The 16581-nt window shown below is 51.8% G+C and carries 17 protein-coding genes and 1 pseudogene; 7 read left to right on the top strand and 11 right to left on the bottom strand.

What is annotated here, in order from left to right:
- Window positions 1-3: 3 nt before the first annotated feature.
- Both AC2JF6_RS00805 and rpsU read right to left on the bottom strand, forming a co-directional pair.
- Window positions 4-447 carry a GatB/YqeY domain-containing protein gene (locus tag AC2JF6_RS00805; RefSeq protein ID WP_500728845.1) on the bottom strand — a complete coding sequence of 148 codons (444 nt, stop codon included), beginning with the start codon at window positions 445-447 and terminating at the stop codon, window positions 4-6.
- A gap of 140 nt (window positions 448-587) precedes the next feature.
- Entirely contained in the window at window positions 588-764 is a 177-nt protein-coding gene (gene rpsU / locus AC2JF6_RS00810; RefSeq protein WP_046306945.1) for a 30S ribosomal protein S21, read from the bottom strand.
- A 178-nt stretch (window positions 765-942) separates the two neighbouring features.
- On the opposite strand from rpsU, the gene AC2JF6_RS00815 reads away from it, so the two are divergent.
- The 3 genes from AC2JF6_RS00815 (at window position 943) to AC2JF6_RS00825 (ending at window position 3392) form a co-directional block, all read left to right on the top strand.
- Window positions 943-1773, top strand: coding sequence for a pyruvate, water dikinase regulatory protein (locus AC2JF6_RS00815; RefSeq protein ID WP_500728846.1), 831 nt, complete (start codon window positions 943-945; stop codon window positions 1771-1773).
- A 45-nt stretch (window positions 1774-1818) separates the two neighbouring features.
- The gene (msrA, locus tag AC2JF6_RS00820) at window positions 1819-2361 is read left to right on the top strand and encodes a peptide-methionine (S)-S-oxide reductase MsrA (protein ID WP_500728847.1); all 543 of its coding nucleotides are present in this window, start codon (window positions 1819-1821) and stop codon (window positions 2359-2361) included.
- Between the two features lie 152 nt (window positions 2362-2513).
- The gene (locus AC2JF6_RS00825; protein ID WP_500728848.1) at window positions 2514-3392 is read left to right on the top strand and encodes a YitT family protein; all 879 of its coding nucleotides are present in this window, start codon (window positions 2514-2516) and stop codon (window positions 3390-3392) included.
- Between the two features lie 293 nt (window positions 3393-3685).
- Here AC2JF6_RS00825 and msrB read toward each other — a convergent pair whose 3' ends face one another.
- On the bottom strand, window positions 3686-4117 hold the full coding sequence (gene msrB, locus AC2JF6_RS00830) for a peptide-methionine (R)-S-oxide reductase MsrB (protein ID WP_500728849.1): 432 nt from the start codon (window positions 4115-4117) through the stop codon (window positions 3686-3688).
- Window positions 4118-4265: 148 nt separating this feature from the next.
- On the opposite strand from msrB, the gene AC2JF6_RS00835 reads away from it, so the two are divergent.
- Together AC2JF6_RS00835 and tpx are read left to right on the top strand one after the other, a co-directional pair.
- Window positions 4266-5456, top strand: coding sequence for an aminotransferase class I/II-fold pyridoxal phosphate-dependent enzyme (locus AC2JF6_RS00835; protein ID WP_500728850.1), 1191 nt, complete (start codon window positions 4266-4268; stop codon window positions 5454-5456).
- Window positions 5457-5544: 88 nt separating this feature from the next.
- Window positions 5545-6039 (top strand): thiol peroxidase, encoded by a 495-nt coding sequence (tpx, locus tag AC2JF6_RS00840; RefSeq protein WP_500728851.1) that lies wholly within the window; start codon window positions 5545-5547, stop codon window positions 6037-6039.
- A gap of 58 nt (window positions 6040-6097) precedes the next feature.
- Here tpx and AC2JF6_RS00845 read toward each other — a convergent pair.
- The 7 genes and pseudogenes from AC2JF6_RS00845 to prmA form a co-directional block, all read right to left on the bottom strand.
- A pseudogene (locus tag AC2JF6_RS00845) lies at window positions 6098-6597 on the bottom strand (NUDIX hydrolase).
- Window positions 6598-6930: 333 nt separating this feature from the next.
- The gene (aspS, locus tag AC2JF6_RS00850; RefSeq protein WP_500728852.1) at window positions 6931-8778 is read right to left on the bottom strand and encodes an aspartate--tRNA ligase; all 1848 of its coding nucleotides are present in this window, start codon (window positions 8776-8778) and stop codon (window positions 6931-6933) included.
- Window positions 8779-8780: 2 nt separating this feature from the next.
- Entirely contained in the window at window positions 8781-10067 is a 1287-nt protein-coding gene (gene hisS, locus AC2JF6_RS00855; protein ID WP_500728853.1) for a histidine--tRNA ligase, read from the bottom strand.
- Window positions 10068-10339: 272 nt separating this feature from the next.
- On the bottom strand, window positions 10340-10777 hold the full coding sequence (gene dtd / locus AC2JF6_RS00860; protein ID WP_500728854.1) for a D-aminoacyl-tRNA deacylase: 438 nt from the start codon (window positions 10775-10777) through the stop codon (window positions 10340-10342).
- Complete coding sequence (locus AC2JF6_RS00865; RefSeq protein ID WP_500728855.1) at window positions 10777-13017, bottom strand: RelA/SpoT family protein; 2241 nt, start codon at window positions 13015-13017, stop codon at window positions 10777-10779. The genes dtd and AC2JF6_RS00865 overlap by 1 nt, the downstream gene beginning before the upstream one ends.
- Window positions 13018-13031: 14 nt before the next feature.
- On the bottom strand, window positions 13032-13394 hold the full coding sequence (locus AC2JF6_RS00870) for a hypothetical protein (protein ID WP_500729092.1): 363 nt from the start codon (window positions 13392-13394) through the stop codon (window positions 13032-13034).
- A gap of 30 nt (window positions 13395-13424) precedes the next feature.
- Window positions 13425-14369 carry a 50S ribosomal protein L11 methyltransferase gene (gene prmA / locus AC2JF6_RS00875; RefSeq protein ID WP_500728856.1) on the bottom strand — a complete coding sequence of 315 codons (945 nt, stop codon included), beginning with the start codon at window positions 14367-14369 and terminating at the stop codon, window positions 13425-13427.
- A gap of 59 nt (window positions 14370-14428) precedes the next feature.
- On the opposite strand from prmA, the gene ybaK reads away from it, so the two are divergent.
- The gene (gene ybaK / locus AC2JF6_RS00880) at window positions 14429-14929 is read left to right on the top strand and encodes a Cys-tRNA(Pro) deacylase (RefSeq protein WP_500728857.1); all 501 of its coding nucleotides are present in this window, start codon (window positions 14429-14431) and stop codon (window positions 14927-14929) included.
- 156 nt (window positions 14930-15085) lie between these two features.
- Window positions 15086-16030, top strand: a complete 945-nt coding sequence (locus AC2JF6_RS00885) for a sugar-binding transcriptional regulator (RefSeq protein ID WP_500728858.1) — start codon at window positions 15086-15088, stop codon at window positions 16028-16030.
- 3 nt (window positions 16031-16033) lie between these two features.
- Here AC2JF6_RS00885 and citX read toward each other — a convergent pair whose 3' ends face one another.
- Window positions 16034-16576, bottom strand: a complete 543-nt coding sequence (gene citX, locus AC2JF6_RS00890; protein ID WP_500728859.1) for a citrate lyase holo-[acyl-carrier protein] synthase — start codon at window positions 16574-16576, stop codon at window positions 16034-16036.
- Window positions 16577-16581 lie beyond the last annotated feature (5 nt).

Here is a 16581-nt window from a genome sequence, read left to right on the forward strand (position 1 = left end):
CTCTTAATTAAGCCGGCTCTGCACCGCGCTCGAAGCAGCCTTGCCATCGGCTCTGCCCTTGATTTTAGGCATCAGCAGCTTCATTACCTTGCCGAAGTCGGACTTGCTGGTTACCCCAGCTTCGGCGATTGTTTCGGCGACAATCTTATCAAGTTCATCCGCAGACAGCTGTTTGGGCATGTAGCCTTCAACAACCGCTAGTTCCTGCCTGGTCTCGTCAATGAGGTCGGTGCGCTTGGCCTTGGTAAAATCGGCAAGCGATTCCTCACGCTGCTTCTTTTCCCGGTTGAGTACCGTCAGTTCTTCGTCTGCAGTCAATTCGTGGCCGACCTTAATCTTCTCGTTCATCAGGGCCGACTTGATCATCCGCACCGTGTTCAGCCGGATCTTGTCGTGGGCCTTCATGGCGTCCTTCATGTCCGCCGTAATCTGTTCTGCTAAACTCAAAATAACTCCTTCTTTCTAAAATAAAGCTAGGTAAATTATACCAAATCTAGCTGCCAGTATAAACTAAATAACCACTTTAAAAACCTGTTTACATTAAAAAAGCGACCCCTATCTTCAGATAAGAGCCGCTTTTCTAAAAACTAATAATGTTTGCGTTTGCGAGCTGCTTCAGATTTAAGCTTCCTACGAACACTTGGTTTTTCGTAGAATTCGCGCTTACGGTATTCTTGCAAAGTACCACTTCTGGAAACGGAACGTTTAAAACGACGAAGAGCATCATCAATAGACTCGTTTTCGTGAACGACTGTCTTGGCCATATGTGATCCCTCCTTCCATTTCTTGACGTTGCCGCCATGGATTTACTTAATTATACCAAACCATATTGAGCGGTCAATAAAAACTACAAAGTTTTTTCAAAATATTTTTAGTATAGTTGCGGTTAACCTGTTAATAGCCCCTACTAAATTGTATAATTAAATAAAAAAGGAGCTTAAAATGGCAGAAGAAACACCCAAAGTAGAAGTAAACATAATAATTATTTCCGATTCTGCGGGCGACACCGCCTTCAATAACGCGGTTGCAGGCGCCGCCCAGTTTCCGGACGCACAGATCAACTACAGGCGCTACCCCTTCATCTTTAACCTGGAAAAGCTAGACGAAACGCTCGCGGAAATTAGCAATTACCCCAACCTCGTCATTATCTACAGCCTGGCGAAGGACAGGATGCAGATTCCCGTCATCCGCTTTGCCCGTGAGCACCACGTTCAGAGCGTCGACATCCTTTCCCCCGTTACGGAAGCAATTCAGAACACGACCGGCATGAAGCCGCTGCAAAAGGTTGGCGCCCAGCACAGGATGAACCAGCAATACTTCGACCGCATCTCGGCCCTGGAATTTGCCGTGATGTACGACGACGGCAAGGACCCCAAGGGCTTTTTAGAAGCCGACGTTGTCCTGCTCGGGGTTTCGCGGACGTCCAAGACCCCGTTGTCGCTTTTTTTGGCCAACAAAAACATCAAGGTTGCAAACCTGCCGCTGGTCCCGGACACCCACATCCCCAAGGAAATCTACAAGATTGACCCCCAAAAAATCATCGGCCTGACCAATGACCTGTCCGTTCTTAATGAGTTCAGGCGGGAGCGGATGATCTCCTACGGCCTGAACCCGGATACCACGTATTCCAATACCGATGCAATCAAGAAGGAACTTGATTCTGCCCAAAAATTATATGACCAGTTGGGCTGCTTCGTGGTCAACGTGGCCCACCGCTCAATCGAGGAAACGGCTGCCCTGATCATGGACCACCTCGGCATCGAGGACCAGTAGAACACTTACTTAAACTTATATCGCTATTGCCCAGGAGGTAATGAAATGACGGATAAACAAACAAATACTAATTTAGACACGGCCATCTTTGCCGGTGGCTGCTTCTGGTGCATGGTCCAGCCCTTCGACACGCTGCCTGGCATTGAGGCAGTCGTATCCGGCTATACCGGCGGCCACGTCCCCAACCCCACCTATGAACAGGTCGCAAGCGGTGTAACGGGTCACGCCGAAGCCGTTGAAATCACCTACGATCCCCAGGTCATGCCCTATTCCAAGCTTTTAGACTACTACTGGCAGGTAACTGATCCCACCGATGCCGGCGGGCAGTTCCAGGACCGCGGCGATAGCTACCGGCCCGTGATTTTTTATAACTCGCCCGCACAGAAGGCTGCAGCCGAAAAGTCGAAACAGGACCTGGCCACAAGCGGCAAGTTCGACCAACCGCTTGTGACGGCAATTGAGCCGGCCCAGCCCTTTTACCCGGCCGAAGACTATCACCAGGACTTCTACAAGAAGAACCCCGGCCGCTACGAGTTGGAAGAATCCGGTGGACGGGCGGCGTTTATCAAGCGGAACTGGCATAAGTAGCAAATTGAAGATCAAAAACATTAGGCAACCGCATAAAGCACGGTTGTTTTTTACACTCGCGTTAAAAAAGCAATTTAATGTTGGTTCTGTCCCCATTGTTTGGTAAACTAACTGGGTTTAGTGGTTAGAACTTCACAAAGGACTAAAAATAAATGGATCAACTTGATAAATTTAACCGGCGCTACAGCCTGCTTTCTAAAATTTCTGCGTCGTTTTTCTACTCGCTTGCGGTCGCCGTTGCGCTCAACTTTTTCTGGGAACCCGGCCACATGTATTCATCCGGCGTTACGGGCTTTGCGCAGTTGATTAGCACCCTGAGCCGGCGCTTTTTGCCCTTTACCCTGAGCACCTCGGTAATGTACTTTGCCCTCAACCTGCCCCTGCTGCTGCTGGCGTGGTTCAAGATTGGGCACAAGTTTACCTTTTTTACCATCATCACCGTCATCTTAGGCTCCTTCATGATGCGGGCGATTCAACCCATCAACATGCACGTAGATCCCCTCGTCTGTGCCATCTTCGGGGGGATGATCAACGGCCTCGGTACCGGCTTTGCACTCAAAAACGGTATTTCCACCGGTGGGCTCGACATCATCGGAATCGTCATTCAGAAGAAGACGGGAACGAGCTACGGCAAAATCAGCATACTAATTAACATAGTGATTATCGCTGCGGCCGGCTTCACCTTCGGCTGGAAGCCGGCGCTGTATTCCGCCTTAACCATCTTCATCAACGGCCGGGTGATTGACGCAACCTACACCCAGCACCAAAAGCTGCAGGTGACGATTATTACGGAGCAGCCGCAGGCCATCATCGATGGCATCCAGGAAAAAATGCACCGCGGCATCACGATCTTCCACGATGTCGAGGGGGCCTACAGCCACATTGAGAAAAAGGTCCTAATTACCGTCATTGACCGCTACGACATGTACGACATCCTGCAGATTGTCAAAAAAAGCGACCCCTACGCCTTCATGAGCGTTACCGAGGTCGAACGGGTATACGGCAGTTTCAAGGAACAGAAAATCGTCTAACCCAAAAGGGCTGTACTACGCAGAAAAAGTGCAGCCGCGCTAATTTATTGCCTTTAACCAGAGGACGGGCCCGCGGCAGCAAAAGCAGGGTCCGCCTTCTTAACTTGATCTTAAATCCATAATGGCTAGCTGCCTGGTCTTGGCAAAGATAGTCGCGTTGTGTCCCCCTAGTGGGAAACCGCAACGCAATGCACCGGCATGCGCGTCCCCCTGAACCTCCAGCAAACTAACGCGTGCCCAAAACAAAAAGCAGGCTTGTCTGCCTGCTCTAAGATTTGACCAATTCAGTAACGCTAATCAAACAGTTGCCTGTAGTCGCCGTAGCCCTCTTCTTCCAGATGATCATACGGAATAAATTCCAAAGAGGAGGAATTGATGCAGTACCGCAGTCCACCCTTCTCAACCGGTCCGTCGTTAAAGACGTGCCCCAAGTGCGAGTCCGCTTCCGGGCTCTTTACCTCCGTGCGTTCCATGTTGTGGGACTGGTCGCGGTGGTAGGTCAACTTCTTAATCGGCTTGGTGAAGCTGGGCCAGCCGCACCCCGCATCATACTTGTCCGTGCTCGAGAAGAGCGGCTCGCCCGATACGACGTCGACGTAAATCCCCTTTTTGTCAAAGTCATCGTACTTGCCCGCAAACGGCATATCGGTTGCGGCGTGCTGGGTGACTTCATACTGGTCTTGCGACAGCTGCTTTAGTCGTTCATCTTTTTTTGCTTGATCCATAATTTTTCACCATCCCGACCTAACTATAGCAAACTTTGCCCGCTAGCTGCGCGCATAAGCTTGACGAATTTACATTATCTTAAAACAAGCGCCGCCGCAACTGCGTTATAATTATTTTTTAGATTAATTTTAGAAAGGTAACTTATCTATGCCACATTTAGCTGAAAATTTATCCGCAACCGTCAACACGAGGATCAAGCGTTTGCCCTCTTCCCAAATCCGCTCGTTTACCAAAAAAATCGCCCGGATTCCCGGGATGATTCCGTTGACCGTTGGCGAACCCGATCTGAATACGCCCGCGCACATCAAGCAGGCGGCGATCAGAGACATTGAAGCGGACGATTCGCATTACGCACCCGATTCCGGAACACGGGCGTGCCTGAATGCCATTAGCAGCTACCTGAGCAAAAGCCTCGGCGTCTATTATGATCCGAAGAGCGAGCTCTGCACCACCGTCGGGGTGACCCAGGCACTGAACGTTGCCTGCATGGCACTCATCAACCCGGGTGACAAGATTATCGTTCCGACCCCCGTCTGGGAGGTCTACTTTGGCATCATTGAGATGGCCGGCGGGGTGCCCGTTCAGGTCGACACGTCCGCGGACAACTTCATCCTGACCGCTAACAACCTGACCAACGCGCTTAAAAACGAGGGCAAGGGGGCCAAGGCCGTGATTCTGACTGACCCGTCCAACCCGACCGGCCGGGTATACGCACCAAAGGAACTGGAGAGCCTGGCAGCCGTGATCGCAGACAACAACTTATACGCGGTCAGCGATGAAATATACGCGGAGCTCATTTACGGCAGCAAAACGCACAGTTCATTGACGCAGATCATTCCGGAGCGCACGCTCCTTTTGTCGGGACTTTCAAAGAGCTTTGCAATGACCGGCTGGCGCATCGGCTACATCGCCGGCCCCCAAGAAATTATGAAGACGATTGTTAAGATTAACTCCTTTTTAATCACGTCCGTCACCAACAACGTCCAGGCCGCAGCGGCTGAAGCGTTAACGAACGGCCAGGAAGACTACGTCCAGGTGCGCGCAATCTACGAAAAGCGCATGCACATCGTTCAGGAGGGCCTGGAACAAAACGGCTTTACCATGGCCGCGCCCGAGGGTGCTTTCTACGTCTTTGCCAAAATTCCGAGCAGCTTTGGCGAAGACGACGTTGCGTTTGCAAGCGACTTGGCGCGTGAAGCCAAGGTGGGCGTTGTCCCGGGCAGCTACTTCGGCAAGGGCGGCGAAGGCTTTGTGCGGCTGTCCTACGCCTCATCAGAAGAAAGCCTAAGGACGGCAATTGCCCGAATCACAGCCTACGTTGAAAAAACTTTGCGTTAGCCCAATGCTTATTAGTTGGGATTACGCCTCCGACTAGTTTAAACTGAATAAGGATAAAAAATTTGCTATTAAACAGAAAGGTCAAAAAATGCATATTACAATGAAGAACGAACCGTTGACCACTAACGGACAACCGCCAATAGTTGGGGAACAGCTGCCCGACTTTAAAGTTGAACGGGCTGACAAGTCAACCGTTACCAAGAATGAACTGATCACTGGACCCACTCTGATCAGCGTAGTTCCCAACATCAACACCAGCGTCTGCAGCATTTCAACCAAGCGCTTCAACGGCGAAGTTGACAAGTACGATGGCATTGGCTTCTACACCGTTTCCACCAACACGCCAGATGAGCAAAAAAACTGGTGTGCAGCAGAAGGCGTTGCCAAGATGGAGCTTTTATCGGACGAGCAGCTTGATTTTGGCAAGAAATTGGGATTGTACGTGGAAGACGCTAGCATTGATTCACGGAGCATCTGGATTGTTGATGCTGCCGGGAAAATCTTGTACCAGGAACTGATCCAAGAAATGACCAACGAGCCCAACTATGATGCAGCACTTGCGTTTTTAGACGGCTTAAAGTAACCTTTTTTGCTAACACAAAAGCGGCTAGGGCAATTGCCCTAACCGCTTTTTATGTCGCCTAAAAAACAGGCTTGTCCAATACTTGCCACTGGGCAAAGGTCTGGTCGCTGAGCGTGAAGTGCTCTGGATCCTGCAGGTACTCCTTGGCCTTTAGAACCAGGGGCGAGGAGTTCGCGATGCTCAGTTCGCCAAGGGGCACCTTGACGGCACCGAGCGCGTCCTGGCCGTCGAACTGGGCCACGCTGGACTGCAGGTGGCCGCTTGCCTTTTCAATCCTGTAGAAAACGCAGATGTGCTGGTTGTAGTGCCAATCCTCGTAGTCCCAGGGATAGCGAAACGACATGACGCCGATCTGCTGCATTGCGAAAACCGTCAGGCCCGTTTCCTCGTTAACCTCGCGCATAGCGCAATGTTCCAGCCCCTCTCCGTCTTCCAGACTGCCGCCCGGCAGGTCAAAGCGGTTAACGTAGGGTCCACCTAGTTTTTAATGACGACCAGGCCGTTTTGCGTGCCGATTATGCCGTAACAGCCGAAGGCCCGGTGATATTTTTGCTTCATGATTGAATTCCTCAGTGTATTTTGAAATAATTATGCTTATAGCATATACTTCAGACCAAAAAAATAAATTTTTTTGTTTAAGCGACAATTTAGTGATTGTTGCCGTTGCAGAATAAAGTTTACGGTATATTCCGTAATCATGATATGTCTTGTCTCGTAAAATCTTAGCCTGCGTCAAACTAGAAGAACCAAAAGCTGTACTTAAAAAGAGCATCAGTCTGGTGCTTAATCAAAAATTCTATCAAACTCTTGCACCGGGATTTGCAAAAGAGACAAATAAGAAACGTGAAGTGCAAACTCCACGTTTCTTATATTAACCAATTATTTAATTACTTAGTCTTCATCCCACGCCGTCTTGGCCGGATAGTTTTCGCCCGCCTGCTGCTCAAGCGTCTTTCCCGTCTTGGCGACGCTTTCCTGGTACTTGTCTTCAACCGCAATGCCCAGGTCATCCAGCTGCTGCTTTGCGACCGGGGCCGGCGCGTGCATCATTGGTTCAGACGCATTGGCGTTCTTCGGGAAGGCCAGAACGTCCCGGATGTTGTCCTTTTCTGCCAGCAGCATCGCAAAGCGATCCAGCCCGATGGCCAGACCCGCGTGTGGCGGAAAGCCCATGTCCAGGGCCTCAAGCAGGTAGCCGAACTGCTCGTAGGCCCGCTTTTTGGAAAAGCCGAGGGCCTTGAGCATTTTTTCCTGAATTGACCGCTTGTGGATACGGATGGAGCCGCCCCCGAGCTCATCGCCGTTCATGACGATGTCGTAGCTGCGTGCATGTGCCTTGTGGGGGTCGGTTTCAAGCAGCTCAATGCCCTCGTCATCCGGCATCGTGAACGGGTGGTGTGCGGCAATCCAGCGGCCGAAACCCTCATCATATTCAAACAGCGGCCAGTCCACCACCCAGACAAAGTCGAAGACGTGCTTAGGAATGATACCGGTCTCCTTGGCAAACTCGCGGCGCAGGTGATCAAGCGAATCGCAGCAAACTTTCCACTTGTCGGCCACAAATACAAGCAGCTCGCCGCCAGCAAGGGCGAATTCCTTTATTAACGCTGATTTATTCTCGTCTGTCAAAAAGCGTGCAACCGGACCAGAAAATTCCCCGTCCTCGTATTTGGCCCAGGCCAGGCCCTTGGCGTGGTAGCGCTTGATGTAGTCTTGCTTCTTCTCAATTTGCTTGCGCGAGTATGCCTTGGCACCATTCTTGACGGCCAGGCCCTTGACAAAACCACCGTCGCTGATTGCCCCGCTAAAGACCTTGAAGTCACTGTCCTTAAAAATTGGGCTCAGGTCGTGGATCAGCATGCCAAAGCGGGTGTCGGGCTTGTCCGTTCCGTAGCGGTTCATCGCATCGGTCCACGAAATACGGTCAATCGGAGTCTTCAGGTCAATGCCCATGACGTCCTTCATGATTTTCTTCAAGAGGCCTTCGGTGTAATCCTGCACCTGCTGTTCATCCGTGAAGGACGTCTCCATGTCGATCTGGGTAAACTCCGGCTGCCGGTCGCCGCGCAGATCTTCGTCGCGGAAACACCTGGCCAGCTGGTAGTACTTGTCAAAGCCTGCCCCCATGAGCAACTGCTTGAAGAGTTGGGGCGATTGCGGGAGGGCGTAAAAGCTGCCCGGATAGATCCTTGACGGTACCAGGTAGTCCCGCGCGCCTTCGGGCGAAGATTTGCCCAAAATAGGCGTCTCAATGTCCACAAAACCATTTTCATCAAAAAATTCGTGGGTTGCACGCAAAATCTTAGACCGCAGAATAATTGCCTGTTGCAGGCCAGGGCGGCGCAGGTCCAGGTAGCGGTACTTCAGCCGCAGCTGCTCGCCCACTTCCGCATCATCCTTGACTTCAAACGGTGGGTTCTGCGCCTCGTTGAGAACGATGATGGCACTGGCGTCCACCTCAACCTCCCCGGTCTTCATTTCCGGGTTAACGCTGGACCGCTTGACCACCTTGCCCTTGACCTGGATGACGTATTCACTGCCGAGCGCTTCAGCCGCAGCCATCAGTTCCGCGCCCGAATCGTGGTTGACCACAACTTGCACGATGCCTTCGCGGTCACGCAAGTCGATAAACAACAAATTCCCTAGGTTGCGAATGCGTTGAACCCAACCGTACAGGTTCACTTCTTGGTCAATGTAGTCGGCGGTTATGTTGCCGCAATAGTCAGTTCTTTTTTCCATTTTTAATCCTTCAATTGTTCCATCACTTTTGCCATTTTATCAATATCGGCCAAATTAAGGTCAATGGTCTTGCCGTCTAGCAGACGCTTGACGTTTAAGGTGCCGTTTGCCAACTCCTTGGACCCCAAGGTAATCACGTACTTGGCGTGCGCACGATTGGCCTTTTTAAACTGGGCCTTGAGCTTCTTCTGCTCGACGTCATACTGGGCGCTATAGCCTTGCTGGCGCAGGCTGCGCGCAATTTCAACCGCCCTTTCAGCCGTCCCCTCGCCAATATTGGTGATGAAGAAGTCGATGCCCTGGTCAGTAAACAGCTGCGGGTTCTGCTGCTGCAAAACTAGCATGAGCCGCTCCTCACCGATGCCAAAGCCCACGGCTGGGGTGTGCGGCCCGTCAAATTCCTCAACCAGGTTATCATAGCGGCCGCCGCCCAGGATAGTCGTGGCCGACTCCCACAGGTTCTTGTCATCAACCATGAATTCGAAGATGATGCCCGAGTAGTAGTCCAGACCGCGCACCAGGTCATCGTCAACGACATAGTCAATCTGAAGGCGGTCAAGCATCCCCGTAATTTGCTCAAAGTTGGTTCGGGACTCCTCGTCCAGGTAGTCAATAATCTTAGGCGCACCCGGCAGGAACTGCTTGTCGCGCTCGTCCTTGGAATCCAAAATCCGCAGCGGGTTCTTTTCCAGGCGCCGCTTGGAGTCTTCCGATAACTGGTCCTTGAGCGGCGTGAAGTAATTGACCAGCGCATCGTGGTAGTCTTGGCGTACCTGGGCGCTGCCCAACGTATTGATGTGGAGCTCGTAATTTTGGACGCCCAGCTCTGCTAGCAGATCATGGCCCAACATGATGGTTTCAACATCAGACAGCGGGTTGCTGGCACCGAAGCTCTCTATCCCAATCTGGTGAAACTCACGCTGCCGGCCGGCCTGGGGCCGCTCGTAGCGGAACGTGGACTGGATGTAGTATACGTTGAGGGGCTTCACCCTTTCTGGGGCATACAGCTTATCTTCCACGTAAGCCCGCACGACGCCCGCGGTTCCTTCGGGCCGCAGGGCAATGTGGCGGCCGCCCTTGTCCTTAAAGTCGTACATCTCCTTTTCAACCACGTCCGAGGTCTCACCGCTGGAGCGGGAAAAGACCTCGTAACGCTCAAACGTCGGCGTCCGCATTTCCCGGTAGTTGGCCCGCTGCAAAAAGCTGCGCACCACCTGCTCAACGTTTTCCCACGCGCTTGATTGTTCCGGTAGGATATCAACTGTTCCTTTTAGTTTTTGCACTCTCATTTTTTCATCCTTCTACACTTAAAAAGCACCCTTGAAAAAATCAAGGGCGCTCTGAATTAGCACGGTACCACCTTTTGCCTGCTGCAAGTAACGCTTGCGAAACGATTATTACCTGTTAAAGGGTCACAGACAGCCTTTTATCCGTTCTTGCAGCAAAACGAACGGTCTCTGAAACAAAATGCCCATCTTCAGTCTTTGTCATTGATAATTCTTTTTTAGCTTATATTTTTAGGGACCAAAAGTCAACCGGTGAAGGCCTTTACAAGCCAAAATTATTGGTCGAGCACGATGGTGAACGGCCCGTCGTTTTCTAAACTGACCTGCATGTCGGCGCCAAACCTGCCGGTTTCAACCGTGAGACCGGTCTGTCGCAGCTCATGGTTAAAGGTCAGCCAGAGCTCTTCTGACTCAGGCGGACGCATCGCCCTGGTGAAGCTGGGCCGGTTGCCCTTTTTGGTTTCGGCCAGCAGGGTAAACTGGCTGACGCTCAGAATCTGACCGCCGACATCCCTGATTGCCAGGTTGGTTTTGCCGTCTTCATCTTCAAAAATACGCATCTTGGCAATTTTGGACGCCGCCTTCTTGACCTGGTCGAGATCATCGCCCTCTTTTAAACCGACCAAAAGAAGGAGGCCCCTGTCAATCTGGCCGACTGTTTCACCGGCAATTGTTACCCGGGCCCAGTTGACCCGTTGAATTACTACGCGCATCAGTTGTCTGCCCTCCGTGTTTCATAAACATCGGGAATGTCCCGCAATTTAGACAGAATGCTGTCAAGCTGGGCCGAATTGTTGACCGCAACCGTTGCGTAGATGTGGGCGATGTTCTCCTCGTTGACCTTGCCGGAAAGGTTGTTAATGTTGGGCGTGAGCGAATTCAGCTTGGTCAAGACGTCGCTCAAGAGGCGGCTGCGGTTGTAGCCGAAGACCTCAATGTTGGCGTTAAAGGTCTGGCCACTGCTTTCACCGACGTTTTCCCATTCCACCTCAATCAGGCGTCCCTGGCTGGCGTCGCTGCCAGTAATATTGCGGCAGTCCGCCCGGTGGATCGTGACGCCGCGGCCCTTGGTCACGTAGCCGACAATGTCATCGCCCGGGACCGGGTTGCAGCACTTGGCCAGGTGAAGCATCAAATCACTGATGCCCTGAATCATTACGCCATTTTTGTGCTTAATCTTCATGGCTGACGTCGTGCTTTTATGGTCTGGGGCGGCAGAGGCGGCCTTTTGGCCCGAATTGAGGATTTCTTCTTCAAGCTGCTGCTGTTTTTTCTTTTCGTCCGCACGCCGCAGGTCACTCGTCAGCCTGTTCACGATGCTGGTGGCAGACAGGTCGCCAAAGCCCACAGCAGCATACATCTCATCCGCCGTGTGGTAGTTTAACTGGTCCAGGACCTTTTCGACGTGGTCCTTATCCATAAACTCCTTGGGCAACAGGTCCTGATCGCGCAGCTTGTCGGCAACCATCTGTTCGCCCTGCTCAATGCTGCGGCTGCGGTCCAGTCCCCTGAAGTAGCGCCGAATCTTGTTGCGCGCACGCGAGGTCTTGACCATGTCGACCCAGTCGCGCGAGGGGCTCGCATTCGACTGGGTCATGATGTCGATCACGTCGCCGTTTTTCAATTTATAATCGAGCGGGACCAGCTTGCCGTTGACCTTGGCCCCCACCGCGTGGCTGCCGACCTGCGTGTGAATCTCGTAGGCAAAGTCAAGTGTGACCGAGCCCTTGGGCAATTCGTACACTTCACCCTTGGGCGTGAAGACGTAGACGCGGTCGGAAAAGATCTCGCTCTTAACGTTTTTCATGAACTCGCCGGCATCTTGGGTCTCATCCTTTAATTCAAGGATTTCGCGCACCATGTCGAGTTTTTCATTCGCACTGGACGGTGCTACCCCGGAAAAATTGCCTTGCTTGTAGGCCCAGTGGGCCGCAACACCGTATTCGGCAACCTCGTGCATCTCTTCGGTCCTGATCTGAATCTCAAGGGGCCGCCCGCCGGGACCGATAATTGTTGTGTGCAGCGACTGGTAGCCGTTGACCTTCGGGACAGCAATGTAGTCCTTGAAGCGGCCAGGCATCGGCTTCCACTTAGTGTGGACGGCGCCCAACACCGCATAGCAGTCCTTGACGGTCTTAACAATCACCCGCACGGCCAGCAGGTCGTAGATCTCGTTGAAGTCTTTATGCTTGTTGACCATTTTCTTGTAAATGGAGTAGATGTGCTTGGGCCGCCCGTATATCTCATACTTGATACTCAAGCTGTCCAGACTGGCCCTTAACGTCTTAATCGCATCCTGGATGAACTGCTCGCGCTCGCTGCGTTTAACGCTCATCAGGTTGACGATGCGGTAGTAGGACTTGGGGTTCAGGTAGTGAAAGCTCATGTCCTCTAGTTCCCACTTGATTGTCCCGATACCGAGCCGGTCGGCCAGCGGTGCATAGATGTCCATCGTTTCCGATGCAATCCGCCGCTGCTTGTCTGGACGCAGGTGCTCCAGCGTGTGCATGTTGTGCAGGCGGTCGGCCAATTTGACCATGATCACCCGGATGTCTTTGGCCATTGCAATCAGCATTTTGCGGTGATTTTCCGCCAAAAATTCCTGGTGGGACTTATATTCGTACTTGTTCAACTTGGTGACGCCGTCAACGATAAAGGCAACGTCCTTGCCGAATTTTTCCTTAATGTCCTCGTTGGTTACGGGCGTATCCTCGACCGTATCATGCAAAAAGCCGGCGGCGATTGTGTCAGGGTCTAGGTGCAGGCTGGCCAGCGTGCCCGCAACCTGGGTGGGGTGGACGATATAGGGTTGGCCTGAGGCGCGCTGCTGGCCTTCGTGTGCCTTTTGGGCAAACGTGTACGCTTTTTCGACAAACGCAATCTGGTCATCATTCATGTACTTCCTGCAGGCTGCAATCACCTGCTCATACGTCATTTCTTTGTACTTCGACATCTAAACCGACCCTTCTAGTTGTATATCTGCTTGTCCATCAAGCCAAAAATTTCAAAAATAAGGTAAATTAACCCAAAAAGCAGGTTGTAGTCAGCGTATTTAAGCAAAACCAGCAGACAAAAACTTGCCGGCAAAAAAAACAGCCAGGGGCGCTTCAGGTTGATTGACTTAATCAAATTACCCACGTGGTAGCTTACCGCACTATTAAATATGACAAATAAGAGCCCCACCCGCCAGATGGTCAGCACCTGCAGCAAACTAAAGATTAACGGCAAAACAACAACCAGGATGCTCCACCAGATTACGGGCATCGGCCGGTAGCGATTCAGCTTTCGAATGAATGGTATTTGTTTAAGTTTATCAATCAATTTGTTAATTCCTTACTTAGTTTTATATTATAACTCTTCTCAGCGGGGCCGGCGCTCAATTACTAGTCCGACCCACCGCTCCTGCCTCATGGCAAGGGCAATCTTAAAGCCATTTTGGTCCAGGGCACGCTTGATTTTGTCCGCTTGAAGGTAGTCAATCCCGGAAAAAATTACCTGTCCCCCCTCGTTCAGGTGTTCATCCAGCTGCGGGATCAAGTCGAGCAGAATTTCCGCTAAAATGTTGGCAACAATCACGTCGAATTTGCCCGCAACATCCTTTAACAGGCTGGTTTTTGCAATTTTAATGCTGGTCAACCCATTAAGGGCAGCATTTTCACGGGCAGCCGTGATGGCCTCGCTTGAAATATCGGTGGCCAAAACAAAACGGGCGCCCAGGAGTGCGGCGGCGATGGCCAGGATGCCCGAGCCGGTGCCCACGTCAACAACGCTCTGGGGCTTGACCAAGACGCGCTCAAGCCCCATCATTGCCAGCTGGGTCGTTTTGTGATTGCCTGTGCCAAACGCAAGTCCTGAATCGAGTCTAATCAGCTGCTGATCGGGAAAAGCAGGACGGTAATCCTCCCATTGCGGTACAACCGCGAGGTGGCGAGAAAAGTTGACCACGTGGTAAAACTTTTGCCAGACCGTGTTCCAGTCCTTGTCCTCAATGTAGGAAGCGCTCACACGCGCTGCCCCAATATCCAAGCCCAAACTTTTCAATTCCTGCAGCTTGCCGCGGTAATCGTGCATAATCCGTTCACGGTCGACGTCTTCATCGAAGTATGCCAAAAATTCCAGGTCTTCCGGCAGGTCCGCAATCTCGTCGAGGTCGACAACGGTCGAATCGTGTTTCCAGCCGGCCTGTTCAAAGTCGCTGCGCGCTCTGGATTCGACGCCGCGGCAGTGCAGGACGTCCTGGCTGTACACGCTGAGCGCATCTTCTGCTTCCTGACTGGTTGCAATTTTGATAATTAATAATTTCATTGTTTTGACCCCTTTTGTTTTTCTTTTATCAAATGCTATCATTGAAAGGAGGTGATAATATGTCAAAAAAGAAAAATCGCATTGAAAAAACGTTGGTGGAAAAGATTCTGGACCGTGACAAGATTTCTTACGAATCCGCCCAGTTCGCCACCCATGAGGATGCCGGCGGAGTTGCCCAGATGGATACGTCTATTTTAAACGAGAATCAGCGTTTGGTCTACAAAACCCTCGTCTGCACGGGCAACAAAACCGGCGTACTGGTCGGCGTTATTCCCGTTACCGAGCACCTCAGCATGAAAAAGCTAGCCCAAAATTCCGGCAACAAGAAGTGTGAGATGCTACCGTTAAAGGATCTTGAAAAAACCACGGGCTACGTTCACGGCGCCAACACGCCGATTGGGATCTACTTTAAGCACCGCTTCCCCATCTACCTCGACGCCAGCATGAAGGAGGAGCGCAAAATCGCCGTTTCCAGCGGCAAGGTTGGTCGCAGCGTCTTTTTAGCACCAAGCGACCTGCAGAAGGTTACCGCAGGCCACTTCTGCGATTTGCTTGAATAGGACTTGAAAACGTGCGCTTGTGTCCGCCCATCTGCCAGAACCAAGCGTGCATTTTTTTGAAAAAGCGGCACCACCGTCGAGTATTGCTTTAATTATAAACTAAAGAATAATTTTAGGATATAATTTGGGGTATACGAAAAGATAAGGACAAAAACAATGACATTATTAACGGACGAGCAACTGGCCAACATTGCTCACGACTACTTCCTCAGCAACCTCAATATTGCTGACATTTCCAAGAAATATAACCTTTCGCGCTACCTCATTACCAAGGCAATCGAGGAGGCCCGGAACAAGGGAATCGTCAAGATCAGCATCTACCAGAGTCCCAAACGGGCGCAAAAGCTGGAGCAGGAGATGCAGCGGCTTTTTAAGCTCAAGGACGTCTACATCCTGGAAGACCTGGAAACTAAAAACCAGGACAACGAGATGATTGTTAATTACGCGGCCAAGCAGATTCAAAACTACGCCAAATCCGCGCACGTGATTGGCTTAACCTGGGGCACCCTGCTGCGCGACATCATCGACAATTTTTCCGTCACCAACCGTGACAATCTGACCTTCGTTCAGCTGGTCGGGCAGGCGGTCAACGCCAATAAGCGCAAAAAGCAGCTTACCCAACACGCCGCGGATAAATTTAACGCCAAGTGTCTGACCTTTCCGGCCCCGCTGTATGCAATCAACCCGCAGCTGGTTGAAGACGTCAAGAGCGAACCCTACTACGAATACATCGCAAAGTACTTTTCCCAAATCGACCTGGTCTTTGCCAGCCTCGGTACGGCGCAGGCGCTCGAATCGGGGCAGTTCTTCATGGATCACTACGCAGACAAGCTGCTATCCGACGTTGACGGCAGCCAAATTGCCGGCATTATTTTTGGCCGGCCCTACGACATTAAGGGCAACTTCTATAAACCGATCGAGCCCCACATCTGCGGCATCAGCATGGACGACGTGATGCGCATCCCCGACCGCTTCGTAATCGTTAAAAACCGCTTCAAGGAAGAGGCCCTGCTCGGCGCGCTCAGAAGCGGCGTCGTTACGCACCTGATAACCACCAGCGGCATTGCCGAGCAAGTCCTGCGCAAGAACAAGATGCTCTAAGCACTACTTAAAGTTTTGGGCGTACAGGGCGCTGATGTAGTCCTGCAGCTGCGCGACCGAATGGCGGCGCGAGCGGGCACAATCCTTGGCCGCGCGTTCACACAAAAAGCATTTGCGCAAGGGAAGATTGAGCTCCTTGCGGGAGATGGCCTGCTTATTTTTCTGCACCAAGACGTCGGCGTCAAACAGGCGGCCCCAGACCGTAGAATCCTCAAAGGACATCGCGAGTTCCTTGACCCGCCTGCTGTTTTCTTTGAGCACGTAAAATTTCTCGCAGCCGGTCGGCCGGTCCCAGCTCTCGGCCACGTCAAAAGCCATGCCCCCCTTTTTGAGCATGCCTTCTAAGTCGGCGGCACCGGCGGCAAACAGGCGCCCGATGAAGCGGTTGTTTTTAACCGGTCCGGGAACATTCAGCTTGACGTCTAAAAGCACTGCACCGGGAAAAGTCTGGAAAAGCTGCCGCTGTTTTCTGACGCGTTCGTCCTTGTCAGCCAGTACCGCATCGATTCCGACTCTCTTGCCCTCTGTAAAAATTGATTTAACCATCAAAT

It is taken from the genome of Lactobacillus sp. XV13L (genome assembly GCF_059900875.1).